The organism is Catenulispora rubra (genome assembly GCF_015356825.1).
In the GTDB taxonomy this organism is placed as follows: domain Bacteria; phylum Actinomycetota; class Actinomycetes; order Streptomycetales; family Catenulisporaceae; genus Catenulispora; species Catenulispora rubra.
This window is the reverse complement of record NZ_JAACYW010000490.1, coordinates 1-4,716: the sequence shown is the minus strand read 5'-3', so window position 1 is coordinate 4,716 and position 4,716 is coordinate 1. Positions and strand designations below refer to the sequence as shown.

Genomic DNA, 4,716 nt, shown 5'->3' with positions numbered 1-4,716 from the left:
ACCAGAACCAGAACCAGAACCAGAACCAGAACCAGAACCAGAACCAGAACCAGAACCAGAACCAGAACCAGAACCAGAACCAGAACCAGAACCAGAACCAGAACCAGAACCAGACCTGGAACCAGAGCTGGAACCGGACTCGGTCGGAGATTCAGTGCTGTCTTCGATCATTGACGCTCTCACTTACCCACGGCGACGTTCAAAATGACCGTCGCCTGGTCGATATCAGTAGTCCGAACCGTCACCAGCACCTGCCATGCACCGGACATCGGCACCAGCACGCCGCTCGCGCTGTAGTGCCCCGCCCCGGCCGCCTGAAGGGTGATCTTGATAGGCCCGAGCTGCTGCGCCGGCAGCGCCAGCGAGGCGTCGACCTCGGGCACGGACTCCGGCTTGCCGGCCTTGTCCAGGACCGTGATCTGCATCTGGTCCGCGCCGACGCGCGCCGGGTCCAGCGTGACGTCCACCGTGCCGGTCCCGTTGGCGGACCCGGTGTTGAACGGGGAAGAGACGGTCACCGGCCCGGCGGCCTTCGGCGCCGCCTCGGAAGCCGGTTGCGACTCCACAAGCAGCGCCGTCACCGCCAGCACGACGACCGCCAGGCCGAACTCGGCAGCCACCGAGCGCCGCAGCCGCGCCAGATCCGGCGACGTCGCCGCCAGGATCCGCCGCGCCAGGAAGCCCAGTGCGATCAGCACCAGGAAGATGCTGGACTTGATGATCAGCATCCGGCCGTAGTCGCTGTTGAACAGCGCGTCCCAGTGCCGGACCTGGCGCCAGCCCTGGTAGACGCCGGTCGCGGCGAGGACGCAGACCGCGGCGAAAGCGGTGGTCGAGAAGCGGCGGACCAGCTTCAGCCGCGCCTCGTCATCGATCCCTGCGACCTGCGGTCCGAGCACCGAGGCGGCCAACGCGGCCAGCCCGCCGATCCACGTCGCCATCGCCAGCAGGTGCAGCACGTCGGCCGGCAACGCCAGCACGACCTGCGAGCCGGTGCCGGAGTGGTCAGCGACGGACCAGGTCACGGCCAGCGCGACGGCGACCGCCGCGCCGACGCCGCCGCTAGCCTGCCGCGTCCGCACCGAGGCCTCGGCGAGCCGCGTCGCGATCCACGACACCAGCACCCCGGCCGCGCCGAGCAGGATCAGGCGCCAGGCCAGCGCGGTGCCGAGCCGGGTGTGCAGGGTGGCGCGCAGGACGTCCACGTCGAATGTCCGGCCGATGCCGAACCCGCCGCCATAAGGACCCTGCAACAGCAGGCTCGCGACCGTCCCGAGCAGCAGCGCGAACCAGCCGCCGCCGATCAGCAGCCGCAGCCGCCGGTCGTGCGCCAGCTCCGGCGCGAAGGCGATGAGCAGCAGCGAACCGCCGGCCAGCGCCGCGAAGCCGAGGTAGGCGAGCCAGCGGGCGACGCCGTATACGATGCCGACGGTGCGCGAACCGCTCGGCGCGGCCGCGGCGCCGCCGGAGTTGGGCGCGGAGGTGGTGCCGATGGAGAACGTCCACGCGCCGCGTACCGGGTGGGAGTCCGCTGAGATGACGCGCCAGGAGACGACGTACGTGCCGTTCTTCAGTCCGGACTTCAGGGGCACGCTCGCGGTTCGCGGCTCGCCGTTGAGGTGGTCGGCCGAGCCGATCTCGACTTGTGAGCCGTCGGGGGCGAAGACACGCAGCGCGCCGAGTTGGAGCGACACCGCCTCGTTGTAGGTGACGGTGACGTGGGTCGGAGCCGTGGGGAGCAGTGCGCCGTCGGCCGGGTCGGTCGAGACCACGGTGGCGTGCGCGGAGGCGGCGGGCGCGACGGCCAGGCCCCATACGCACAGGACCGCCGTCAGGACTGCGACGACGCGGCGGCGTATGAGGCCTTTGCCGCGCGCGCCGTCGTTGCCTGCTGCGGCCGAAGCGCCTGTCACTGGCCCGGTGCCGGGTCGAGGATCCCGATCACCGGCGCGGTCACGGTGATCGGCCCGGACGCGGCGAACGTCAACGTCAGCCGCACCGTCGTCCCCGGCTTGAGGGGGCCCGGATCGTCGATCATGAGGTGGTTGCCTCCGGGGGAGAAGTCCAGGCTGCCGTGCGCGGGGACCGGCGCCGAGGAGAGGGCGACCATCAGCGCGCCGTTGGTGGTGTGCATCGTGGCACGTCCGGTGGAGGCCGTCACCCCGGTGAGCGTGTCGTCCCCGCCGCCCTTGTTGGCGACGGTGAAGTACGCCGCCGCCTCAGCGGGGTTGGCCGGCTCGCGGACGTAGGCGTCGCTCACCGCCAGCTTCGCCGAGTGCGCCTCGGCGTCGCCGCCGGACCACAGCAGCAGGCCGGCGCCGGCGGCGAGCACGGCCACCGGCGCGACCAGCGCGCCGGTCTTGAGCGGGAGGTTCATGACAGCAGTGTGATGTCGTGGGCGATGTCCTTCGGCGCGACGCCGGAGAGCCAGACGACGTGTGCGAGGCCGTCGGTGCCGAAGGCGTTGACCTGGGTGCCGTGGTCCACCTCGATCGAGCCGTCCGGGTTCTTCTTCGGCGGCTCCACCGGCGTCGCGGCGAGCTTGGCGGCGTTGTCGACCTGCGCGACGGTGCCGGTCAGGCCGATGAAGGAGGGGTCGAACTTGCCCAGCCAGGCCTTCATCACCGGTCCGGTGTCCCGGTCGGGGTCGGTGGTGACGAAGACGACCTGGACCTTCGCGCGGGTGTCGGCGGGGATCAGGCGCAGGGCCGAGGCCAGGTCGGCCATGGTGGTCGGGCATTCGTCGGGGCAGTGCGTGTAGCCGAAGTAGACCAGGGTGAGCTTGCCGGCGGCGTTGGCCTTCAGGTCGTAGGGCTTGCCGTTGACGTCGGTGAGGGTGACCGGGGGGATCGGGGTGGGGATTCCCAGCTCGGTTCCCTTGTACTTGGACTGTTGCGAGGAGACCTGGGAAACCTGCGCGACCTCCTGGGAGGGGCTGGCGCAGGCGGTGCTGAGCACGGCCAGCGCCCCGATGGCGGCTGCCATCGGGACGAGGCGTGCGATCCGGGTGGACCGCGGGTTCATTTCTGCTTCTCTCCGGGTCGGGATGTCGGAAGTCGTCGGAAGTCGGGGTGTCGGGGTCGGGATGTCGGGATCAGGAAGGCTGGTTGTTCTTGCGGCGCAGGGCCACGATCGCGGTGGCGAAGCCCAGGACGCCGATGCCGAGGCCGGCGATGCCCAGGGTGCGGGCGGCGGTGTCGCTGGTGCCGGCCGATTTCGCGGCCGGGTTGGTGTTGGCGTTCGCGTCGGCGGCCAGGCTCACTGAGGGAGCGGTGGTCGGGGCGCCGGTGGCGGTGTTGCCGGTGGCCGTGCTCGTGCCCGTGCTCGTCCCGGCCGCCGGGGTCAGGTGCAGCACCGGCGCCGGGTGGTCGGGCTCGGCCTGGCCCGGCTGCTGGACGTCGATCCAGCGCACGACGTTGCCGTCGGAGTAGGTCTGGAGCGCCTTGAAGACGATCTTGTCGGTGTCCTTCGGCAGCGGGCCGAGCGAGACGTCGAACTCCTGGAACTGGCCCGGGTCGATCTTGCCGCCGGTCCAGACGATCTTGGACACGGCCTGGGTGACCTGGCCGTCGTCGGTCTTGATCGGCGTCGCCAGCTGGCTGGTGGTCGCGGTCGCGGTCCAGCCGGGGACCGGCCGCACCGAGACCGAGGCGATCGGGTGGTCGACCGGGATGTCGACCTCCAGGCTGGTGGTCGAGGCGTTCGCCTCCTCGTTCGGGACGCGGAAGGAGACCTTGGCGTAGCCGCCCTGCGGTTCGGTGTTGGGGTTCACGGTCACGTGCGCTTCGGCGGCCGAGGCGGCGGCGACCAGCGAGACGGCCGCGGTGGCGAGCAGGACGGTGGTCCGGCGCGTGCCGGAGGTGAGCTTCGTGGACATGCCTATCCAGGGGATGGGCCACGCGGTTTCGGGCGTGGCGGATCGATGACGGTGTCGGGGCCGCATCGCATCGGACAGGCGCGCTCGAGGAGGCTTTATCGAGTCCCGACGCGTGTCAGGCGAATGCGGCAGCCGTCATCGGCGGGCCGCGCCGGGACAGGTCGAAGCGGAGGAGTCGGCCGGGGCCGAGGCGTGCCGGGGTGCGCGTGACGATCGCGACGGCGCGGCGCGGAGGCGTCCACGCCACGAGCGCGACGACCAGCAGCACCAGCGGCGCGATCAGCGCGAGGCCGAGCGTGCGGGCCAGCGACCACACCGCGGCCTCGCCGCGCCGCAGCCACCAGGAGGCGACCAGCGCGGCGGTGACGTGCGCGGCCAGCATGCCGCAGGTCATCGAGTGCTGCGGCGGGGTGCCGCGCATGGCAACGTTCTGCATCACCTGGGTGACGCCGGCCGGCTCGGTATGCCCGCACCAGAACTCGCCGCGCGGCGGCATCGCCATCGGCATGCTCATGTGGTCGGCGCCGCGCTGCCCGGCGGCGAAGAGCTCGTGCAGGCCCACCTGCACGCCGGCCATCAGCGCCAGGATGGTCGGCAGGCCGCGCTCACGCTGCGTGAGCGGCGCCACGACCAGGACCACGGCCGCCCCGCCGACGAGCAGGGCCCACATCGGGATCGCGCCGACGGAGAACGCGTCGTGACCGACCGCGGCCACGAGCACGCAGAGCGCCGCGAAGACCACGGCGCGGGCTGCGCGCAGGGTCGGCGGCGGTGGCGGCTGCGGTGGTTCGGCGGTCGGCATGGCATCAGACATGGTGCCAGGCGGGGATGGGAGGGAC

The 4,716-nt window shown here is 71.6% G+C and carries 5 protein-coding genes; all 5 read right to left on the bottom strand.

Going from position 1 to position 4,716, the window contains the following annotated elements; all coding sequences use genetic code 11:
• Positions 1–179 precede the first annotated feature (179 nt).
• Positions 180–1,913 carry a copper resistance CopC/CopD family protein gene (locus tag GWK61_RS52855; protein WP_194921854.1) on the bottom strand — a complete coding sequence of 578 codons (1,734 nt, stop codon included), beginning with the start codon at positions 1,911–1,913 and terminating at the stop codon, positions 180–182.
• The gene (locus GWK61_RS52850) at positions 1,910–2,377 is read right to left on the bottom strand and encodes a copper chaperone PCu(A)C (protein WP_194921851.1); all 468 of its coding nucleotides are present in this window, start codon (positions 2,375–2,377) and stop codon (positions 1,910–1,912) included. The genes GWK61_RS52855 and GWK61_RS52850 overlap by 4 nt, the downstream gene beginning before the upstream one ends.
• Entirely contained in the window at positions 2,374–3,024 is a 651-nt protein-coding gene (locus tag GWK61_RS52845) for an SCO family protein (RefSeq protein ID WP_194921849.1), read from the bottom strand. The genes GWK61_RS52850 and GWK61_RS52845 overlap by 4 nt, the downstream gene beginning before the upstream one ends.
• Positions 3,025–3,094: 70 nt before the next feature.
• Positions 3,095–3,877: a YcnI family protein gene (locus tag GWK61_RS52840; RefSeq protein ID WP_194921847.1), complete on the bottom strand. Its 783-nt coding sequence runs from the start codon at positions 3,875–3,877 to the stop codon at positions 3,095–3,097.
• Positions 3,878–3,992: 115 nt separating this feature from the next.
• Positions 3,993–4,716 (bottom strand): hypothetical protein (locus GWK61_RS52835; RefSeq protein WP_228564445.1); only part of this gene is annotated, 724 nt, incomplete at its 5' end.

Excerpts from the sequence above, each read along its gene's own strand:
- GWK61_RS52845 (WP_194921849.1), bottom strand. The coding sequence starts at position 3,024 with ATGAACCCGCGGTCCACCCGGATCGCACGCCTCGTCCCGATGGCAGCC.
- GWK61_RS52840 (WP_194921847.1), bottom strand. The coding sequence starts at position 3,877 with ATGTCCACGAAGCTCACCTCCGGCACGCGCCGGACCACCGTCCTGCTC.
- GWK61_RS52850 (WP_194921851.1), bottom strand. The coding sequence starts at position 2,377 with ATGAACCTCCCGCTCAAGACCGGCGCGCTGGTCGCGCCGGTGGCCGTG.